The 18,168-nt window shown below is 52.5% G+C and carries 15 protein-coding genes, 1 pseudogene and 1 riboswitch; of the genes and pseudogenes, 11 read left to right on the top strand and 5 right to left on the bottom strand.

Annotation, left to right across the window (positions count from 1 at the left end):
• The first annotated feature begins 42 nt into the window (after nt 1-42).
• Together JSQ80_RS09405 and JSQ80_RS09400 are read left to right on the top strand one after the other, a co-directional pair.
• On the top strand, nt 43-330 hold the full coding sequence (locus JSQ80_RS09405; RefSeq protein ID WP_206095120.1) for a YciI family protein: 288 nt from the start codon (nt 43-45) through the stop codon (nt 328-330).
• Between the two features lie 347 nt (nt 331-677).
• Nucleotides 678-1,541: an MgtC/SapB family protein gene (locus JSQ80_RS09400; RefSeq protein ID WP_206095119.1), complete on the top strand. Its 864-nt coding sequence runs from the start codon at nt 678-680 to the stop codon at nt 1,539-1,541.
• A 254-nt stretch (nt 1,542-1,795) separates the two neighbouring features.
• Here JSQ80_RS09400 and JSQ80_RS09395 read toward each other — a convergent pair whose 3' ends face one another.
• The 3 genes from JSQ80_RS09395 to JSQ80_RS09385 all read right to left on the bottom strand — a co-directional run bounded on the left by JSQ80_RS09395 (nt 1,796) and on the right by JSQ80_RS09385 (nt 4,831).
• Complete coding sequence (locus tag JSQ80_RS09395) at nt 1,796-2,506, bottom strand: ABC transporter permease (protein ID WP_206095118.1); 711 nt, start codon at nt 2,504-2,506, stop codon at nt 1,796-1,798.
• Nucleotides 2,503-3,357 (bottom strand): ABC transporter ATP-binding protein, encoded by an 855-nt coding sequence (locus JSQ80_RS09390; protein WP_206095117.1) that lies wholly within the window; start codon nt 3,355-3,357, stop codon nt 2,503-2,505. Before JSQ80_RS09390 ends, JSQ80_RS09395 begins: the two co-directional genes overlap by 4 nt.
• Before the next feature lie 232 nt (nt 3,358-3,589).
• Nucleotides 3,590-4,831 carry a LytTR family transcriptional regulator DNA-binding domain-containing protein gene (locus tag JSQ80_RS09385; protein WP_087433852.1) on the bottom strand — a complete coding sequence of 414 codons (1,242 nt, stop codon included), beginning with the start codon at nt 4,829-4,831 and terminating at the stop codon, nt 3,590-3,592.
• Between the two features lie 289 nt (nt 4,832-5,120).
• A riboswitch (purine riboswitch) is annotated at nt 5,121-5,220 on the top strand.
• Between the two features lie 98 nt (nt 5,221-5,318).
• Between JSQ80_RS09385 and JSQ80_RS09380 the strand changes: the two genes are divergently transcribed.
• The 5 genes and pseudogenes from JSQ80_RS09380 to JSQ80_RS09365 all read left to right on the top strand — a co-directional run bounded on the left by JSQ80_RS09380 (nt 5,319) and on the right by JSQ80_RS09365 (nt 11,379).
• Nucleotides 5,319-6,764, top strand: a complete 1,446-nt coding sequence (locus JSQ80_RS09380) for an NAD(P)/FAD-dependent oxidoreductase (RefSeq protein WP_087433853.1) — start codon at nt 5,319-5,321, stop codon at nt 6,762-6,764.
• A gap of 270 nt (nt 6,765-7,034) precedes the next feature.
• On the top strand, nt 7,035-7,904 hold the full coding sequence (locus JSQ80_RS09375; protein ID WP_206095116.1) for a formate/nitrite transporter family protein: 870 nt from the start codon (nt 7,035-7,037) through the stop codon (nt 7,902-7,904).
• 551 nt (nt 7,905-8,455) lie between these two features.
• Nucleotides 8,456-9,262 (top strand): annotated as a pseudogene (locus JSQ80_RS29965) (family 20 glycosylhydrolase); the annotation flags it as partial.
• A 513-nt stretch (nt 9,263-9,775) separates the two neighbouring features.
• Nucleotides 9,776-10,366: a hypothetical protein gene (locus JSQ80_RS29960; protein WP_418888898.1), complete on the top strand. Its 591-nt coding sequence runs from the start codon at nt 9,776-9,778 to the stop codon at nt 10,364-10,366.
• A 158-nt stretch (nt 10,367-10,524) separates the two neighbouring features.
• On the top strand, nt 10,525-11,379 hold the full coding sequence (locus JSQ80_RS09365) for a DMT family transporter (protein ID WP_087433856.1): 855 nt from the start codon (nt 10,525-10,527) through the stop codon (nt 11,377-11,379).
• 195 nt (nt 11,380-11,574) lie between these two features.
• Here the strand turns inward: JSQ80_RS09365 and JSQ80_RS09360 are convergent, their stop codons facing one another.
• Both JSQ80_RS09360 and JSQ80_RS09355 read right to left on the bottom strand, forming a co-directional pair.
• Complete coding sequence (locus JSQ80_RS09360; RefSeq protein WP_206095114.1) at nt 11,575-12,930, bottom strand: anaerobic C4-dicarboxylate transporter family protein; 1,356 nt, start codon at nt 12,928-12,930, stop codon at nt 11,575-11,577.
• Nucleotides 12,931-13,092: 162 nt separating this feature from the next.
• The gene (locus tag JSQ80_RS09355; protein ID WP_206095113.1) at nt 13,093-14,193 is read right to left on the bottom strand and encodes an FAD:protein FMN transferase; all 1,101 of its coding nucleotides are present in this window, start codon (nt 14,191-14,193) and stop codon (nt 13,093-13,095) included.
• A gap of 229 nt (nt 14,194-14,422) precedes the next feature.
• Here JSQ80_RS09355 and JSQ80_RS09350 point away from each other — a divergent pair, with 229 nt between their 5' ends.
• Genes JSQ80_RS09350 through JSQ80_RS09335 form a run of 4 tightly spaced genes read left to right on the top strand, consistent with a single transcriptional unit; the run spans nt 14,423 to nt 18,030 of the window.
• A complete protein-coding gene (locus JSQ80_RS09350) occupies nt 14,423-14,821 on the top strand; it encodes a NusG domain II-containing protein (RefSeq protein WP_206095112.1) in 399 nt (132 codons plus the stop codon).
• Nucleotides 14,805-16,364: an energy-coupling factor transporter ATPase gene (locus JSQ80_RS09345; RefSeq protein ID WP_206095111.1), complete on the top strand. Its 1,560-nt coding sequence runs from the start codon at nt 14,805-14,807 to the stop codon at nt 16,362-16,364. The genes JSQ80_RS09350 and JSQ80_RS09345 overlap by 17 nt, the downstream gene beginning before the upstream one ends.
• The gene (locus JSQ80_RS09340; protein ID WP_206095110.1) at nt 16,337-17,254 is read left to right on the top strand and encodes an ATP-binding cassette domain-containing protein; all 918 of its coding nucleotides are present in this window, start codon (nt 16,337-16,339) and stop codon (nt 17,252-17,254) included. Before JSQ80_RS09345 ends, JSQ80_RS09340 begins: the two co-directional genes overlap by 28 nt.
• A complete protein-coding gene (locus tag JSQ80_RS09335; RefSeq protein ID WP_087433862.1) occupies nt 17,239-18,030 on the top strand; it encodes an energy-coupling factor transporter transmembrane component T family protein in 792 nt (263 codons plus the stop codon). The genes JSQ80_RS09340 and JSQ80_RS09335 overlap by 16 nt, the downstream gene beginning before the upstream one ends.
• Nucleotides 18,031-18,168: the final 138 nt, after the last annotated feature.

Here is an 18,168-nt window from a genome sequence, read left to right as displayed (position 1 = left end):
CTGCAACCTCCTTCATACATACGATAGTCAGGAGTGAGCAAGATGTACGTCGTGGAATTAACCTATACGAAGCCGATGGCGGAAGTGGATGTGCATTTGGATGGGCACCGTTCCTTCCTGGATGAACAATATGCGCAGGGCAAATTCATTATTTCCGGACCGAAAGAACCGCGTACGGGAGGTATCATCGTCGTGGACGCCGAGACGGAAGAGGAGGCGCGCCGCATCATTGAACAGGACCCTTTCTGGGCCTATGGAGTAGCGGAATATCGCTTCATCGCATTCAAGCCGACGAAAGCCGTCGAAGGGCTGCACAGCCGCCTGTTTTAAAATAATAGGGAACAAAAAAACCGGCAGTCCTCATTCTGCCGGTTTTTGCTTGGCTTCGCTATGGAAAAGGCTGTGTCCTCTGTATAAAATGACCTCTCCTCTGGCTTGGAGACTGGGGTTGAACCAGAATTGGCTGCACATCAAGCTTGCGAATCGCCTTGACAGCCGCAGCGGACAGGATTAATCTTTATAAAACCGTGTTGAAGAAGGCTTCCGAGCCGGAAAAGCTTCTGAATGCCCCGGCAGCCGCATAAGCTATACATCACGTGAACTGTATTGAGCTTAAATAACCTTAATGGTCAAAAGGGAGCTTTTTTGAACAACCTCTTATAAGGATGATGAATAAGATGACGGACATGATATCCATACACCCCGAAGTATGGCAGATCGATTATTGGGAATTAACGATTCGCGTGATCATTGCGGTAGCGCTCGGCGGCGCAATCGGACTGGAACGCGAGTTGGGCGAGCATGCGGCCGGGTTCCGCACGCATATTCTCGTCTGTCTTGGCTCCGCATTGATTATGATGCTGTCCAGCTACGGCTTCTCGGCATTCATCTATGAGACGAACGTCCGGATGGACCCGGCACGCCTTGCGGCCCAAGTCATCAGCGGCATCGGCTTTTTGGGCGCAGGCACGATTCTGCGGACCGGAATGACCGTATCCGGGCTCACGACGGCGGCCTCGCTGTGGGTAGTAGCTGCCATTGGCCTTGCTGTAGGGGCCGGCTTCTATTACGGAGCCATTTTGACCGCATTCACCGCATTCTTCAGTCTGTTCATGTTGAATAAGCTTGAGAAAAAGTTCGCGCGCTTCACGAAGTCTTCGCAGACCCGCCATCTTGCCCTCGTCGTGCAGGATGCGCCAAGCCATATTGGCACGGTGCTTCAAATCCTTAAAGAGCAGGGGCTAACCGTATGCGACATGGCTGTCGAGCCTCTTGATTCGTGGAATGGCAACGGAGACGGATTGCAGTCGAATACGGACGTCGGCGCGTTGAATATGGAATGCGTCTTGATGCAATTGACCTTGAAGTCCCGGGCTTGGCATGTCGAGACATTGCTCGGGGAACTGTTGTCTTTGTCATGCGTCAAATCCATCAAGCATTTCGCCATTGAAGACTTGGCGATGGAACGGGGGAAATGGAGCCTGAGCGATCTGTTCGGCGGCGAAAAACGTCCCGGACGTGATGGTGAAACGAAGCTATAAAAAATTTTAAAAAAATTGTATATTAGGTTGTTAAACTCAATTATGTATCTCCTATATAAGTGGAACAAAAATTATCCGAGACTTGATTGAGCAGCATTGGATGTTGATAGTGAGTCAACACGAAAACCTTACCTTTATAAGAACACCCCGTACAAGGAGCTGCCAATGGCGTCCCTGACGGGGCTTTTTGTCATCATTCGGCGTATTTCTCGGGAAATAACGCTTCCTCGCCATGTTCGCGTCGAATGAACTCGTTATGCGTCATAACGTTTTGCTCGGTACGCAACGACGCATAACAGAACAGAGGCAACCGCCCAGATGCAAGTAACGCCGATATGGCTCCAAATATCAGCCAAGCTGCCGCCATTCCACAGCGTCTCGCATGCTGCCGACATCTGTTCGGTAGGCAAGTAGCCGATAGCGACGTTGACGGCTTCACTGTTCAGCAGGGCGCCGAACATCGGTCCCATCAGGAAGATGAGCAGGAGCGGCATGCCAAGGAACGACGTTTCCATTGACGTGCGGGACAGCAATCCGATTAAGGTGCCAAGCGCCAGATACATGGCGATGTTCGGGAGCAGCAGGAGCGAGAAGGACACCATATCGATGCTCGGCGTCTTGGCAATCAAGATGGACAGGATGACCGCGCTCACTGTCAAAATGGCAGCGATGGCGCTCTTCCCGAGCAGCACTTCCAACGGTTTGGCCGGAGACAGCATGAGCACGCGCAGCGTATGCTTTTCTTTCTCCTCGGCAACCATCATCGCCTGCACGAAAGCTCCGGTAATGCTCAGGGCCATGTTTATAGGCATTGTGAGGACGGAAGCCCTTGCTCCATGTTCGCCGCGGAACAAGAAAGCGAATAGGATAGGAATTGCGCCTGTTAACAGCAGCATTGAATTTTTGGAAGCATCCTTCCATTCTTTCTGAATAATGGCCGAAACACGTTTCATTGCAAGTGTCATTTTAATATGCCCCCTGTTACTTTGATGAAAATATCACTTAAGGTCGGCTCGTTCGAATGAATCGCCACCATTTTGCTTGACGTCATCCAGTCGTAAATGCGGCGTGCGCCCTCGTCATCGCGCTGCACCGTATAGGTGCCTTCGGTAGTCGTTACCGTTATTGTCGAATCCGCATATTTCAGGCGCAGCCTTTGCGGTGAGTCCATTGCAGCGATATGACCTTGATGGAGGAAGGCAACCTGATGACAGAGCGATTCGGCTTCTTCCATATCGTGCGTCGTCAGGAAGATAGTCGTTCCGCCATGGTTTAGAGCTTTCAGTGAATCATGGATATGTTTGGTGTTGGCAGGGTCCAGCGCCGATGTCGGTTCATCCAGGAACAAAATATCCGGATTGTGCAGCAGCGATCTTGCCAATGTAACGCGTTGCTTCATGCCCTTGGAGAGCGTCTTGACTGCCGACTGCCGTTCGTTGGCGAGATTGACCTGCTCTAATACTTCCTTTACGCGGCTCAATGGCATGTTATAGAGCTTGCAGAACAGCTCCAGATTGTCTTGAATCGACAGCCGGTCGTACAAGGTGCTGTTATCGGTTAGAATCCCGATTCGCGACAAGTGGCGATGGCGATCGGCTTCGTTCATTTTTGCAATATCAACGCCGAATACGCGCGCCGTGCCGCTAGTGGGAAGCATTTGGCCGGAAAGAATTTTAACCGTCGTCGTCTTCCCTGAGCCGCTCGGCCCGAGAAAGCCATATATTTCCCCGCGTTGTATCGTAAAGTCGATTTGCTTCAAGGCCTGCTTGTTGCCGAACGCCTTCTTCAACGCCCGCACTTCAATGATTGGTTCCATGTCACGTTACCTCGCTTTATATAAATGGTTATGATGATTGTCGTACTCCGTGTCGTCTGCTTGCAAGCCGCGAACGGTAAGCCTGAGTCGTTCATGTCAACCGGTTGCCTTTTGACATCCTCATCATATCCCGCATGCCCGGAAGCTGCCTTATAAAGGCGGCAACAGGCGCATTATAGAGGGTGAATGGAACGCTTCTAGGGGCGAATGAATCAGGCGGATCCGCCCCTAATTAGGAAATTCCCATAATGGTTTTCATTTCTTCGTACTTATTCTTCGATAACGGCACCGTGCTTTTCTTCTCGTCATCGAGCACCAGACTATAGCTGTTGCGGGACCAAATGATAACCTCACGCACCCGCTGCAGGTTGACCAGGTAGGAGCGATGGCAGCGGAAGAAGCCGAACGGCTTCAGTTTCTTTTCCAGTTCTGCCAGCGTCATCGAGCAAGGGTATACACCGGTATGAACATGCAGCTGTGATGTGCCATCCTGACTCTCGATGAAATTCATCTCAAGCGGGTCAATGAGCATGATTTTGTCTTCTACCCGCGCCGGTATTTTGTCAAAAGAGAGCGGTGGATACCAGCGTTGCCCAGATGCCTCGGCCTCTTCCCCCTCCTTCGATTCAAGCGGGTCTTCAGCATCGCTGCCGGCTTCCGCATCTATTCGATCCGACGCTGCCGGCGGGGAAAGTGGCGCGTCAAGCGGCGCTGCCGAGCCGTCTGGATCCGATCCGCCAATGTCGCAGACTGCCTCCGGATCTGCCGCTACCGCAACACGCCAGCCAATATGTTCCGACGATTGGTTTTCATTTTCGATCAGCACGGGCTTGAAGCCGGATGGGGTCCAGCGGATGACATCCTCCGTCAATGTTAACGCGCTTTCCAACGACGGCACCGTCATGAAGATCGAGACGCCTTCCTCGCACATTGCCTGTATCCATTGGCGCAGCAAATAGCCGCTTTCCAGGTCCATCTGGAATTCGGGATCCTCAATCACGATCAGTTCAGGCTGGTGGACCGCTCCTCGGGCCAGATGGAATCGCCGCTGCTCCGACACCGAGCATTTGCCGAGCGGGATATACTGCCTTTCATGCAGGCCGACCAACTGCAGCAGCCGGTCTACGCGCGCTTTATTAAATGATCCATATAGCTTCATATAGAAGGTTAGCGCTTCGCGGGCATTAAGCCGCTCGTGAATGGCGTCGCTTTGCCGGATCCAGCCGATACGGGAAGTCGAGGAGGCAGCGGACAGGGGGTGTCCGCCCCATGTCGCTCGTCCGGCAGACAGCTTCGATTTGTCCATCAGCACGTCGATAATGAGCGAGCCGGTTATATGATTACATTGAACGGCCAAGCATTGACCGGGTTCTATGGTTAAGCTAAGCGATTCTAATAATGTAGAGTTTCCTTTCGTTACGTGCAGCTTGTCTAAAATGAGACCGTCCGAATCCGAGGCGGGCTTCAAGGTCATGGAGAACACTCCGTTTCTTTATAATCAAAGATTGTGTGACAAATATCATTAATAATCATAGATCGAGATGCTGGGCTTGAGTAGCCTGTTGTTGCAGAAAAGGGGCTTACAAAAGCAGGGAAAATAATTAACGTTCGTGTTTAAGTGCCGAAATCTCCAGTTTAAAAGGGAGTTTTTTCTGTGTTTACAGTTAATTTACGAACATTAGGCCAATAAACTGTTGACTTGTTCGTCATAATTCGATACAATATCCATGTCGCCAGCAAAGCGACTGCAAGAATCGATTGGACTCTTATTTGTTTATCCTGTTCGTATATCCCTGGAGATAAGGTCTGGGGGTCTCTACCAGGAGCCGTAAATTCCTGACTACGATGGGTGTGCTTCCGCATACCTGAACGTAACAGGATATTTTTTTTGCCCGTATCATGTCGGGCCCTGGAACAGAGACGAATCGGACCATGACAACGAGCATATCGAGGAGGAACCAATGAGCAAATATGATGTAATTGTCGTTGGCGCAGGACCGGCTGGAATTTTTACATGCTATGAACTGACGTTGAAGGCTCCCCATTTAAAAGTGATGCTGGTGGATAAAGGACATGATATTTACCGCCGCAGCTGCCCGATATTGGAGGAAAAAATTCAAATGTGCCCGCCGGCTGCCGGCAGGAAGGAATTCGCGGGCTGTCTTCCGGCTTGTTCCATTACGAACGGCTTCGGCGGCGCCGGGGCGTACAGTGACGGTAAATTTAACGTTACAACCGAGTTCGGGGGCTGGATGACCGATTATTTGCAGCCCTCGCATGTGTTGGATCTGATTAAATATGTAGACAATATCAATTTGGAGCATGGCGCGACGCCAGATATTACAGACCCGACGACCGAGACCGTCCGCCGCATCGAGCAGCAGGGTTATGCAGCGGGACTGAAGCTGCTGCGCGCGCAGGTGCGCCACCTGGGCACAGAGCAGAATCTAGAAATTATGAAGTCGATATACGAATATTTGCGCCCGCGCATTGACATGGCGTATAAGGCGGAAGTGGCCGATATTGTCACTGTCAAGCAGGATGGCCGTCATGTCGTGACAGGCATCGAGATGAAAAACGGTGACATTCATGAGGCGGCACAGGTCGTTATCGTCCCCGGACGTGACGGCTCGGCTTGGCTGACGGAAATTTTGAAGAAGCGCCGTCTGAAGATGTTCAACAACCAAGTGGACGTCGGCGTGCGCGTAGAGACGTCCGATGTCGTCATGCGCGAAATCAACGAGCATCTATATGAAGGGAAATTCATATTCAATACATCCGTCGGAACACAGGTCCGCACCTTCTGCAGCAATCCGTCGGGGCACGTTGTGGTGGAGAATCACAGCGGCATTATGTGTGCGAATGGCCATTCCTTCAAAGACCCGAAGCTTGGCTCCGCCAATACGAACTTCGCGCTGCTCGTTTCGCACAAGTTCACGGAACCGTTCGATAAGCCGAACGAATATGCGCGCGAGATTTGCAAACGGGCGAATGACCTCTCCAACGGCGGCGTCATTGTACAGAAATTCGGTGATATTATGCGCGGACGCCGTTCTACGGACAACCGCATCAAGGAGGGGTTCCTGGAGCCAACCTTGAAAGAAGCGGTTCCTGGTGATCTGGGCCTCGTCTTGCCATACAATACGATGAAGAGTTTGGTGGAGATGGTGGAAGCGTTAGACAAAGTAACACCGGGCATTGCTTCCGAACATACGCTGTTCTACGGGGTGGAGGCGAAATTCTATTCTGCCCGGCCGAAGCTGGATCGGACGTTTGAATCGGAAATCTCCGGACTGTACTGCGGAGGAGACGGTGCGGGAACGACCCGCGGATTGGCGCAAGCCGGGGCGGCAGGCGTTCATATCGCGCGCAGCATTATCGAGAAACGCGAAGGAACCTTCATCTAATATATGAGGCAGCTCCGTTCACCAGGCCTGCAGGCGTCGCTACGCTTGCAGGCCTGTTCGTCATGCAGCGGGTTACGATGCGGCTTGTGAATGAAATTGTACATCTTTGAAGCAATCTTTGTGATAATTTGCACAACATCGTCTGATTCACTTCGTTACAATAAACTTGCAACCGGAACGGAGAGTGCATGATTCTCTGGATCGGATGCAGATTTTCTTTTCAAGGCAGAACCAGACATATCGGGCATCGGTAGCATAGGGGGGATTCATATGGCTGGCTATTTAAAGCCGCAGCAAATTGCAGAGGCGACGGTAGAGACCGGTGTGGTAAAAGCGAGAAATCCGCTCTCGACGATGATTATTCTTGGGTTTCTTGCCGGAGCGTTCATTGCGCTCGGGTACTTGCTATATATTCGTGTAACCGCCGACGCGCCTCAAGCATGGGGCAGCATAAACAGCTTTATCGGAGCGTCGTTGTTCCCGATAGGGCTCATTCTCGTTCTGCTTGGAGGCGGGGAGCTGCTGACAGGCAACATGATGGCAGTGCCGCTGGCACGGATGAAAGGACGCATCTCGACAGGCGAAATGATGCGCAACCTAATCGTCATTACACTGAGCAACTTTGTCGGCGCGCTGTTCGTCGCTTATTTTTTCGGGCATATCGTCGGTCTGACGGCATCAGGGGTTTACCTGGAAAAGACGGTGGATGTGGCGGGGCATAAGCTGCATGATGGCTTCCTGCAAGCGTTCATCTCCGGTATCGGCTGCAACTGGCTTGTTGCGCTTGCAGTATGGTTATCGTATGGAGCCAAAAGTTTCAGTGGCAAAATTATGGGAATATGGTTCCCGACTATGACGTTCGTCGCCATCGGATTTCAGCACGTTGTGGCTAATATGTTTGTCATTCCGGCTGCCATATTTGAAGGCCATTACAGCTGGGGAGAATATTTCGTGAATTTTGTACCGGTATGGCTTGGCAACTTGGTTGGCGGCGTTATCTTCGTGGCCGGAGCATATTATTTGACTTATTTGCGGAATATTCCCGAACAAGAGACGGCTGCGAAGCCGCAAGCTATGCCAGCGCAGTCAAGCGCTTCCGCTTCTGCGGGAGCATCGGCGGCCGGTGCGGGCGTGAGTTGATTTCCCGGCAGATTGATATAGGAGACCAAGCCCTTATGGGGCTTGGTTTTTTTGATGTCTCGTCGCGGAGTCATCCATATCCTTGCCGGAGAGGGGGGCTTTTTTCATCCTTCGTTTCACTCTCCCCTTCATTCAGAATGAAAGCCATTCTATCCATTCGAGCGAAAACAGGTGGTTTATCTTTTTTGTAATGGCTCTGATGTCCATGCTCCCATACAATCAGAAAGGATACCGGGGAAGTGCAGCGTATTCTGAATTAGCTGCCTACCGGCTGCCATCTGCTACGGCGGCAATAACACGATTAGAGAGCGAGATTGTACATAGAGCGCGCCACTCTTCTGATGGAAGGGGAGAATGGAGCAAAGGGTACATTTCTATAAATGCTCCGGTTGAACGAGCTGGAAATTGTGTTAGAATAGGCAGTGGTTCGTGTTAAAAGCAGTTTACAATCTAACAGGGGCCCAAATTGCGGTTGCGGGAGTTAACCGAGATGTAACCGTTTCCGCAACGGTTAGAGAGCAGGAAATGATGACCACTTGGAGGGAACTGGCATGAAACTGAACATGCAAGGCGACATCGATGATTTGACACTAGGGGTGGTTGAGCTTCGGCAGCTGCTAGGGATTGAACTGGCGGAGGACGGCATTGCCGTGCGGGTGGAGCGCAGGGACGGTCCGCTTGCAGCCGAGCTTTCGCAAGGGCAAGGTGTAATACGCTACCAAGATAAAATTCATTTCTTCCGTGCGCTCGGGCTTTTTGTGGAGCAGGCGCGCGTGCGGACGGAATTCAGTATAACGGAGCAACCTCAATTTACTTACAATGGAACGATGATCGACGCTTCGCGCAACGCAGTCCCGAATGTGCGCATGATGAAGGAAATGATGCGTTCGATGGCCTTGATGGGCTTGAATGGCGTCATGCTCTACACCGAAGATACGTATGAAGTGCCGGAACGTCCGTATTTCGGATATATGCGGGGCCGCTATACCGCTGAAGAATTGTACGACATCGATCAGTATGCCGCACGGTTCGGCATCGAGATCGTGCCATGCATACAGACGCTGGGCCATTTGGCGCAAGCGCTGAAGTGGGATTACGCGGATGAGCTGCGTGATACGGAGGACGTGCTGCTCGCCGGCTTTGAAGAGACGTATCGATTTATCGAAGAGATGATTACAGCCGCGACGCAATCGCTTCGTTCCAGGCGCATTCATATCGGCATGGACGAAGCTTTCGGCCTCGGTCTCGGCCGTTACCTGTTCAAGAATGGCTTCCGCGAACGGTTTGACATTATGAACGAGCATTTGAGCCGCGTTATGGACATTACGCGCAAGCATGGGCTGGAACCGATGATGTGGAGCGATATGTACTTCCATCTGTTGATGAACAATGGCGGACATTATTACGATCTGGACATTGATTTTTCCGCAGAAGTGGTGGAGAAAATTCCGAAGGGCGTACAATTCGTTTACTGGGATTACTACCACGACGACCAAGGCTTTTATGAAGAATTCATTGAGAAGCACCGCAAATTCGGCTCTGATCCGGTGTTTGCCGGTGGCGTCTGGCTATGGGGCAGCATGAGCCCGAACTACGGCAAGACGTGGCAAAACACGAATCCGGCGCTTATGGCATGCAAATCCAAGGGGATTAAGGAAGTATTCGCCACCGCTTGGGGGGATAACGGGCAAGAAACGAACCATATGACGATCTTGCCTGGCTTGCAATTATTCGCGGAGCACGGTTATACGGCGGGGGAAGTCGATGAAGCGAAGATGAAGGAACGCTTTAAGCTGTGTACGGGGCAGAACTTCGACGATTACTGGCAGCTGACGTATCTGGACGAGACGCCGGGTGTAACGAAGAACAATATGCACGGCTCGAACGGCTCCAAGTTCTTGCTCTGGCAGGATACGCTCATTGGCTTGTTCGACAAGCATATTGAAGGTGAGCTGGAGACTGCGCTGCCAGGGCACTATGCCAATCTGGCGCAGCGGCTCGCAGATGCGCGCGCGAAGGCGTCAGGAGATCACGTGCTCGTATTTGATCTCTACGCGAAGCTGGCCGAGGCGCTTGCCGCGAAGACATCAATCGGTCTGCAGGTGACGCGCGCTTATCGAGGCGGTGACCAGGCGGAGCTGCGCCGTATCGCGGAGGATGTGCTGCCGCGCATTCGCGCGCTTGTCGATATGACCCGCAAGGCGCACCGCAGCTTGTGGATGGCGACGAGCAAGCCATTCGGTTGGGAAGTGCTCGACATTCGCTATGGCGGTGTCCTTGCCCGCCTGCAATCGGCGGAAGATCGCCTCATCGATTATGTTGAAGGCCGGACGGAGCGCTTGGAAGAGCTGGAAGCGGAGCGGTTGCCGTTCTATTCGAACGACCCGGTAGGGGAGCATCGCATCTCTCATTCTCCGTTCTTCCACCGCATCGCGACGGGAGCTGTATTATCCGCTACTTGACGACTTGTTGACTGCAAGAGGGGAGACTCGACGACTCTGTCTTCGGGTCTCCTGATAACAATGATGTCTTGCAGTAACCGCCCGGGCAGGATGGGGGAAGGACTGCGCCACGTCTTTCGCTTACGATACCTCTGCATACTGAAAGAAGGAACCTCGTTATGTTTATATACGGATTATTGTTGGTCATTGCCTCTGCCTTCGCGCATGCCACATGGAATATGTTCGCGAAGCGGAGCGTTCATAAGGAATCCTTTTTATTTTGTCTGCACGGCTTGGCTGCCATTTTGTTCATGCCATTCTTTATCCACGATTTATACGTTATGCAGTGGACCTGGCCGAGCGGAATGCTGCTCGCAGGTTCGCTATTTTTGCAAGGGATTTACTTATGGCTCGTCTCCAAAGCCTATCAGGTAGGCGATCTATCGAAGGTCTATCCGATGATGCGGGGGACAGCCGCTCTTATCGTGCCTGTCGTCAGCGTATTTATGTATAACGAGAGCATGTCTCTCGTCGGGTGGATCGGATGGGGGCTCATCGTTGGCGGTTTGTTCGCCTTAAGCGGAATGTTCTCGTCGAAGGAACCGCGGGACAGACGATGGTGGCTCACGTTGGCCGTTACGACCACCGTCGGGCTGTGTACCGCTGGCTATACGCTTACCGACAAGATGGTCGTTGAATTTTTCAGCCCGTTGGGACTTATCCAAATTTCTAACCTTGGCGCGCTTCTCTTCTTGGCTCCATCCGTCGTCCGGACGAAGCAGCTGCGTCAGGAATGGCGCATCAATTGGCGCACCATTGTGCTTGGAACGATTTTATCGCCGGGTTCTTATCTCTTGTTCCTGTTTGCCATGACATTGGCGCCGCTCGCGCACTTGGCTCCGATTCGTGAATTCAGCATTGTTATCGGGACATTGCTTGGCATTTTTGTGCTGAAAGAGCAGCAGGGGCGGGCGAGGCTTGTTACTTCAGCTATAGTAGCGGCTGGTATGGCTTTGATTAGTATTTGGGGATAGGGTGAAAGCATGGAATTCACTGCAATGCCTGGCGAGGCAACTGCTCTGGCGTATAGTAAGACGTTATGGAGGTTTGATGCCGGCTTTGTGTTAGCGGTCACACGCTTCTGTCATTAAGACACATGCCATCCGTTCCCCTTCTGACCATGCGGCAGTCACGGCGGATCTAGTGTGGTTCCAGGCGGCTTAGGCCGCCTAGAGCACAAGCTGAGCTAGAATGAACCCCGCGATGACCGCGACCAAGGTAGCGACCAGTCCGGGCAGCATAAAGCTATGATTGAGCAAATAGCGCCCGATTCGCGTCGTTCCCGTGCGGTCGAATTGAATCGCGGCGATGACTGTCGGATAATTCGGGATAAAGAAATAGCCGTTCACCGCCGGAAACATCGCAATGAGCGCAGGGGCGGGCAAGCCTAAAGCGATGCCGAGCGGCATTAAGCCGCGGATCGTTGCCGCCTGGCTGTTCAGCAGAATGGACATGGCGAACAAGGCGAAGGCGAATAGCCATGGAGCCGCAGTGACGGCATCATGGATCGACCGTTGGAGCACATCCATATTTCCTTTAAAAAAGGTGTCCCCCATCCATGCAATGCCGAATATGCTGATAACAGCCTGCATGCCGGGGACAAACACACCGCCTTTCACTACATTGCCAGCCGGTATGCGGGTGATGAGCAAAATGACGGCAGAGGTAGAGAGCATGACCATTTCGACGACTTGGGGCATGCCGAGCGTATGCATGAGCCCTTCCGCATCTGTCCAAGAAGGACGCAGGGACGGAATAGAGCCGAATAGCACGACAAGGATGACGCCAAGCAAGAACAGCGCAACCGAAGCAATCGCTCCCCGTCCCAAGCCTGGATTCGCATTGGCTCCATCTTGTGCGCTTGCACCGCCCTGCCCGTCACGAACGCCGATCGGCGGCACGCTTCCTTCTGCTACACGGCGGCGAAATTCCTCGTCCTGGTCGAGCGGCTTGCCGTACCGGGTCATAATTAACGCGGCCGCTAAGCAGCCAATAAACGTTGCGGGAATGCTCACCAGCAAAATATCGAACAGATGGTATCCTTGACCGGACAGGAGCGACAGCAGAGCGACGGTCGCCGCCGAGATCGGACTTGCGGTGATGGCTTGCTGCGAGGCGATAACCGCAATGGACATCGGCCGTTCCGGACGCACTCCCGATTGGCGGGACACCTCGGCAATGACCGGCATCACGGAGTATGCGACATGCCCGGTTCCGGCGCAGATCGTGAACAAATAGGTGACAAGCGGCGCCATAAGCGTGATGTGCTGCGGATTGCGCCGCAGCGCCTGTTCGGCAATGCGAACGAGCACATCCATCCCTCCGGCCGCTTGCATGGTAGAGGCTGCCGTGATGACGGCAGCAATCATCAGCATCACGTCGATGGGCGGAGCAGTCGGTTCTAACCCGAAGCCGAAGGTGAGTATGGACAGACCAAGGCCTCCCATAACGCCGAGTCCGATTCCTCCAAGTCTGGATCCGATGTATAAGGCAATGATGACTATAAGCAATTGTAACCAAAACATGGATAACATCCTTCCAACATCTTCATATCGTTTATTAAGACAGAAGTGCCCGCTATCGCTGGCAGCCTGCATGGAGCAGGAGCTTGCCGCGAAGCGGGCGCTTGATTGTTGACGCAACACGAATGGTGCAGGTTCAAAAAAGGTCGCGATTGAAAATAACCTCTAATTGACAATCTTATATTTATCGTTCGTTAGTTCGAATATCTTCTTGATGCCTGAGGTGCAGTATACATCATGCTCCGTCGTAATAAAAATCGCTTCCACATCTGGATTTGATTCGACGAATTTCATGCCCTCCTCCAAGCCAAGGGCAAAGGTAGAGGTGGAGAGCGCATCCGCGTCCGTCGAGCTGCTCGTTACAATCGTCACACTGCTCAGTTGATTATCGACAGGGTATCCCGTCGCTGGATCAAGAATGTGATGATAGTGTTTCCCGTTCTCTACAAAATAACGTTCATATACGCCGGAAGTGACGATGGTTTTATCCTTCACCTTCATTTTTCCAATCTGATTGCCCCGGGTAGTATCCGGGTCTTGTACGCCGATGGTCCAATCGCTTCCGCCGGGTTTCTCGCCTACGGCGTAGATGTTGCCTCCCAAGTCGACAATCGCGCTTGGAAAGCCGGATTCGCGCAAGTAATCGGCAATGCGGTCGGCTGCATATCCTTTGCCGATGCTGCCCATGTCCAGCTCCATCCCTTCTCGGTTCAACTTGATCTCGCGTTTGTCGGGATTGAGCGTCACGTCTTCGTATCCAACCAGCTGCAGCTTATCCTGCAATACTTTCGGGTCCGGTACTTTGGCATTCTCGTGTCCAATATTCCATAAATCCACAATCGGGCCGACAGTCGGATCGAAGCGTCCCTTCGTCCGTTTGGCGTAGTCAATCGACTTCGCCACGACATCGAACGTTTCCTGCGATACTTGAACTGCCTCTTTGCCGGCAGCGCTGCGTATTTTGGCAAGCTCGCTCGTGTCTTTCGTTCGGTTCAGATTGGCGTCGATTTCATTCAGTATGGCCTCAATATCTTTGAATTGATTGTCTCCGGCACGCTCATCATATATCTTGACGGTAACGATGGTATCGAAGATAAAGTACGACTGTTGTTTAATGGATGATTTGCTGCCCGCCTTACCGGCATCCGTCTTGGCACCGGCAGCGCTGCTGTCTTTGCCGCCATTTCCGCATCCGCTAACAATGAGAGCGAAGGCAGCCAGCAGAAGGAGCGCACTGCGCAGCAAACCGCGTGAACGATGTGTCATAGGCCATTCCTCCAACATTTTTAAGCTTTAAAGGTCTTATGCAAGCATCTTATTATAGCAGTTCCCATCCGAGTTGCAAATCAAGCACATCATAAATGGAGCGGCGTAAGCCCGATTTATGCCCTTTGTTCACGGTTCCGCCAAGGCGCGAACATTGAACCTTTCTACACGAAGAGTTATAATGACATATAGTTTCAAAATTAAAATGAATCCCGAGGAGTCAACAAACATGAAGCGTGGAGACCTGATCCTCATCGGTGTAATTGTCATCGCGGCGCTGGCGTTTCTCGTGCCGAAGTGGTTGTTTCAGAACGAAAGTGAAAATTTGCACAATTCAAAGGTGGTCGCCCACATATCCGTAGATGGCGAGCTCTATAAAAAAGTGGAATTGACGCAAGAAGAGCAAATTATTAAAGTCGACACCGATCACGGCATCAACATTTTAAAAGTCCATGATTACGGCATTGAAATGTTCGATGCCGACTGTCCGGACAAGGTATGTCTATCATTCGGCTTCGTGTCGCGGCCTAACGATACGATCGTATGCCTTCCCCATCGCGTGCTCGTAGAGTTGTTTAGCGAAGGAGACACCGGTGAGGAGAGTGACATCGATGCCGTCGTACAGTAAATCGGAGGGCTCCCGCCTGCCGAACCAATCGGAAGCGTTGAAGAAAGCAGTCATCATTGCTATCTTCAGCGCTGTTGCCGTCGTGCTCGGATTCGTTGAAGCGATGCTTCCAGTGCAGACGATTCTGCCCATTCCGGGGGCGAAGCTGGGGCTTGCCAACGTGATGATTTTGGCGTGCTTGTACTTTTTGAACGGACGCGATGCATTGATGCTCGTCGTGCTGAAGACGCTCCTCATGACGTTAATGCTCGGCACATTCTCCGCGTTCTTATTCAGCTTTTTGGGCTCGCTGTTCAGCTTTATCGTCATGTATGCCATTCTGAAGATAGGACGCGACAGCGTGAGCTTAATCGGCATCAGCGTTGTCGGCGGGGCGGCGCACAATGCGGGGCAATTGACGGCGGCTTACATCGTCTTCGGCACGGGTAATATATTTTACTATTTGCCTGCTCTGCTCATTACCGGGGTCGTTACGGGGATTTTTATCGGCATTGCCGTGAAATATATTGTTGCTGCACTGGAGAAGCTGCCGCTGTTCGACACTTGGACTCCCCAAGTTGGCGCATCAGCAACGGACGGCAAGCGCAGAGCGCCCTCAATGGAGCAAGCCTCTGCCCAAGCAATGCTGGTGGATCAGGCAGCTGCGCCGCAGTCTGCGGCTGATCCGTCCGCGGAATCCGCGGCGGCGCGTAAGGCGCGTAATTGGAAGCCGGACGATGCAATCGTGATGAAGGACGTGCATTTTCAATATGGAGGCAAGCAGAAATTGTTCGCGGGCATATCGTTGCATGTGCCGCATGGACAATGGGTCTCCATCGTCGGTCCGAACGGTTCGGGCAAATCGACGCTCATTAAGCTGTTGAACGGTTTGTTTATGCCCCATGATGGGCATATTTATGTGAATGGGCTGCACCTCGATGAGAGCAGCGTCGGCGACATTCGCCGACGCGTCGGTTTTTTGTTCCAAAATCCAGACAATCAATTTTTTGCAACGACAGTGAAGGACGACATTGCCTTCGGGATGGAGAATCGCTGCGTCTCCCGGGAAGAGATGGAGCGGCAGATTGCAGAGGTTGCCGCCGAGTTCCGCGTAGACGAGTGGTTGGATCGTCATCCGGCAGAGCTGTCGGGCGGACAGAAGCAGCGGGTGGCCATAGCGGGCATCATGGTGCTGCGGCCCGATATTATTATATTCGACGAGGCAACCTCGATGCTCGACGAACGTTCCAAGCGGGAGCTGACGGCACAATTGCAGCGAATGCATGCATCGAACCGTTATACCATTATTTCCGTCACGCATGATGCGGAGGAAATTCTGGCCTCGGACCGGGCCATCGTGCTGAAGGAAGGGCAGATTGCGGCAGATATGCGGCCTGCTGAATTGTTTCACAATGAAGACCTGATGCGGCAATGCCGCCTGCAGCCACCGTTTGCGTTGGCATTGTCCCAAGCGCTTCAAGCGCGCGGCATCAACGTGGCGGATACGAATGATGAAAGAGAGCTGGTGAACTCGCTATGGCCATCGTACATGCCGAACGGTTGACGTTTCACTACCCTAGACAGGGACCGGCTGCGCCCCTGGCGCTAAATGGGCTGGATCTTACGCTGGAAGCGGGGCAATTCATTGCCGTGCTCGGTTCGACCGGCTCCGGCAAGTCGACCCTGTTGCAGCATTTTAACGGTATATTGCAGCCTGTATCGGGTTCGCTGCAGGTGCTTGAATATAAGTTTGCCGGCGGCGAGAAGCAGAAAGGCCTGAAGCCGTTGCGGCAACGGGTGGGACTCGTATTTCAATTTCCGGAGCATCAGTTGTTTGAGGAGACGGTGGAGCGCGATTTGAAGTTCGGTCCGCTTCAATTCGGGCAGAGCGAGGAGGAGGCCGCAGCTTCGGCCCGCAAGGCGCTAAGGCAAGTCGGCCTGGATGAGGCGCTGTTGCAAGCGAGCCCCTTCGAGCTGAGCGGCGGACAAATTCGGAAAGTAGCGATTGCTACTGTACTGTCATCGAACCCGGAAGTGGTCGTGCTGGATGAGCCTACAGCCACGCTCGATCCGGTGAGCCGGACGGAACTGATTCAATTGCTCAACCGCTTGTGCAAGGAAGAGGGCAAGACGATTGTCATGGTTACGCATCGGTTGGACGAGGTGTTCGCTTATGCGGATACGTTCGTGCTCATGAAAGAAGGAACGGTGACGTTCCAAGGCGCGCGGTCTGAATTGATGAGTCAACCGGAACAGCTTGAAAGGGCAGGCATTGTCATTCCGAGCACGCTGCGCTTTGCCTCTCTCGTGATGGAGAGGACGGACGCTGCGTGGGAAGAACTGCCGTGTGATGTCGAGGCGTGGGCGGATTGGATTGCGCTTCGGCTCAAAGACATACAGGGCAACGGCGACGGCGAGAACGGGAAGGAGGATCCGCTATGCAAGCCAAAATGATGATCGGACGCTACGTTGATGCCGACTCCTGGATACACCGGCTCGATCCGCGTGCGAAGCTCATTGCGATGGTTATCTATCTTGTCGCTGTGATATTAGCCGAGCAATTCACGGAGCTTGCCGCGCTTACCGTATTCGCGCTTCTTATTATGATGAGCTCGCGCATTTCGCTGTACCGCTATTTTCGCGCGTCACGGCCGCTATGGTTCATTATGGCCTTTATGTTTATTTTCTACTTGTTGTTCGACAAGAGCGGCAATTCACTCGTGAACGTAGCTGGACTTAACATAACGACCGGAGGGGTCACCTATGGCGCTTATGCGGTATGGCGCATGGCGCTGCTCGTTACATTTACGGCGATATTGACGTTTACGACCACCCCGGTTGCGCTGAATCTCGGATTGGAGCGCGTATTTAAGCCTATCAAATACGTAGGCGGGTCGCCGCAGCAATGGTCGATGATGATCGGCATTTCGCTGCGCTTCATTCCTACCATTTTCGAAGAGGCAGACAAAGTGATGAAGGCGCAAGCGTCCCGCGGAGCTGATGCTCAGGATCTGTCCTTTACTCAAAAGGGGAAGATGGTCATGACGCTCATGGTGCCGGTCATAGTAAGTGCTTTTCGGCGTGCGGAGGAGCTTGTGCAAGCGATGGAGGCGCGCGGGTATGTTTTAAACGCTCCTCGCACTTCACTCAGGAAGCTAACGTGGAGCGGTGCGGATCATGCCTTTATGGCCTTGTTTATCGCAATGCTGCTGCTTGTGATGTGGTGGTAAGCGGCAATAAAAGGTGTGAAAAATGAATTTTTTTCAACAATCGCGGTTGGAAAGCGAATTTTTTCACATAAATTGTGAAAATTATCACAAATTTAATTTAAAATATGATATGATTTTTGTGAGGAAATTGCTGCTATG

The organism is Paenibacillus apiarius (assembly GCF_017052585.1).
GTDB classification, from domain to species: Bacteria; Bacillota; Bacilli; order Paenibacillales; family Paenibacillaceae; genus Paenibacillus_B; species Paenibacillus_B apiarius.
The sequence above is the reverse complement of the archived record's forward strand: the minus strand, read 5'-3'. Positions and strand labels throughout refer to the sequence as shown.

What these genes read in the sequence shown, in the direction of transcription:
- JSQ80_RS09355 (WP_206095113.1), bottom strand. Translation starts at nt 14,193, where the DNA reads ATGACACATCGTTCACGCGGTTTGCTGCGCAGTGCGCTCCTTCTGCTG.
- JSQ80_RS09390 (WP_206095117.1), bottom strand. Translation starts at nt 3,357, where the DNA reads ATGGAACCAATCATTGAAGTGCGGGCGTTGAAGAAGGCGTTCGGCAAC.
- JSQ80_RS29960 (WP_418888898.1), top strand. Translation starts at nt 9,776, where the DNA reads ATGCACGGCTCGAACGGCTCCAAGTTCTTGCTCTGGCAGGATACGCTC.
- JSQ80_RS09360 (WP_206095114.1), bottom strand. Translation starts at nt 12,930, where the DNA reads ATGTTTTGGTTACAATTGCTTATAGTCATCATTGCCTTATACATCGGA.
- JSQ80_RS09350 (WP_206095112.1), top strand. Translation starts at nt 14,423, where the DNA reads ATGAAGCGTGGAGACCTGATCCTCATCGGTGTAATTGTCATCGCGGCG.
- JSQ80_RS09380 (WP_087433853.1), top strand. Translation starts at nt 5,319, where the DNA reads ATGAGCAAATATGATGTAATTGTCGTTGGCGCAGGACCGGCTGGAATT.
- JSQ80_RS09375 (WP_206095116.1), top strand. Translation starts at nt 7,035, where the DNA reads ATGGCTGGCTATTTAAAGCCGCAGCAAATTGCAGAGGCGACGGTAGAG.
- JSQ80_RS09385 (WP_087433852.1), bottom strand. Translation starts at nt 4,831, where the DNA reads ATGACCTTGAAGCCCGCCTCGGATTCGGACGGTCTCATTTTAGACAAG.
- JSQ80_RS09365 (WP_087433856.1), top strand. Translation starts at nt 10,525, where the DNA reads ATGTTTATATACGGATTATTGTTGGTCATTGCCTCTGCCTTCGCGCAT.
- JSQ80_RS09405 (WP_206095120.1), top strand. Translation starts at nt 43, where the DNA reads ATGTACGTCGTGGAATTAACCTATACGAAGCCGATGGCGGAAGTGGAT.
- JSQ80_RS09400 (WP_206095119.1), top strand. Translation starts at nt 678, where the DNA reads ATGACGGACATGATATCCATACACCCCGAAGTATGGCAGATCGATTAT.
- JSQ80_RS09345 (WP_206095111.1), top strand. Translation starts at nt 14,805, where the DNA reads ATGCCGTCGTACAGTAAATCGGAGGGCTCCCGCCTGCCGAACCAATCG.
- JSQ80_RS09335 (WP_087433862.1), top strand. Translation starts at nt 17,239, where the DNA reads ATGCAAGCCAAAATGATGATCGGACGCTACGTTGATGCCGACTCCTGG.
- JSQ80_RS09395 (WP_206095118.1), bottom strand. Translation starts at nt 2,506, where the DNA reads ATGACACTTGCAATGAAACGTGTTTCGGCCATTATTCAGAAAGAATGG.
- JSQ80_RS09340 (WP_206095110.1), top strand. Translation starts at nt 16,337, where the DNA reads ATGGCCATCGTACATGCCGAACGGTTGACGTTTCACTACCCTAGACAG.